The 1,154-nt window shown below is 48.0% G+C and carries 1 protein-coding gene; it reads right to left on the bottom strand.

Features of this window, described 5'->3' with window-relative positions; translation table 11 throughout:
• Positions 1-1,154 (bottom strand): group II intron reverse transcriptase/maturase (ltrA, locus tag AB4371_RS18300; protein ID WP_372150447.1); only part of this gene is annotated, 1,154 nt, incomplete at both ends.

The following is a 1,154-nucleotide window of genomic DNA, read 5'->3' as shown; positions in this document are numbered from 1 at the left end:
CAATGAGTACAGGCCCAACTCCTCGAACCATTTTATTGGCATGGCGTGATTTAACTGCGGCGTTAAGGCCAAGTGCCACCACCCTTTATCTGACATCGCTACCTTCCACGCATTGCGCTCCGTTACACCTTGTTGTTGTAACCATGTCGCTATGCCGTATCTGCGTTTGCGTTGTTTTAAGCGGTAACATCGTAGCCGTCGCCGTATCCATTCGTCTAAGCGCTGCAAGCTGCTTTTCCGTATGGCGAGTTTGAAGTAGTGTTGCCAACCTCTTAGGTATTGAGTTAATTCCGCTATGACTGCTTGCAACTCTCGCCCTCGGTTTCGCTTCGTTATCTGCCGCACTCGCTTCTTCATTTGAGTTTGTGCTGCCTTCGATAGATGGATTGTTCCATCTATCCCGAAGCGGTGGCTTAAGTAAGTCCGTTCTGTCACTCTTGTCGCACCACTTTTCTCTCGATTTACCGTGAGCTTCAGCTTTTGCTCCAAGAACTCCGTTATCGACTCTTTAACTCGATAAGCGGCTTCTTCACTATGAACGTAGATTTGGCAGTCGTCTGCATATCGACAGAACTTATGCCCTCTGCGCTCTAACTCTTTATCCAGTTCATCTAATACGATATTGGATAGCAACGGGGATAATGGTCCACCCTGTGGTGTCCCTCTTTGTCTCTGTTCAACCATCCCGTTTCGCATTATGCCTGCCTGTAGATATGACCTGATGAGCTTCAACACTCGTTTATCACTGATGTCCTGTGACAGTCTGTACATCAGTCTATCGTGATTCACTGTGTCGAAGTATTTCGCTAGGTCGATATCTACAACATAACCTCGACCTTCTCGGATGTAATGACTGGCTGCCGTTAATGCATGGTGCGCACTGCGGTTTGGTCTAAATCCGTAACTGCTATTGGAGAACTTGGGGTCATAGATATCTGACAGTACTGAGGTCATTGCCTGTTGGACAACTCTATCAAGCACGGTTGGGATACCTAGTTGCCTTACGCCACCACTAGGTTTGGGGATTTCTACACCAAGTACCGGTTGAGGTTGGTAGCTTCCTTCCAGAAGACTCTGGCGAAGCGCTTGCCCATTTGAAGCCTGTCGAAGTGTTGAGATAGTCGCATCTATGTCGAGTTTGTCGACACCTGCAC

Origin of the sequence: Vibrio sp. 10N.261.51.A3 (assembly GCF_041471965.1) — a bacterium.
GTDB classification, from domain to species: Bacteria; Pseudomonadota; Gammaproteobacteria; order Enterobacterales; family Vibrionaceae; genus Vibrio; species Vibrio crassostreae_C.
The sequence above is the reverse complement of the archived record's forward strand: the minus strand, read 5'-3'. Positions and strand labels throughout refer to the sequence as shown.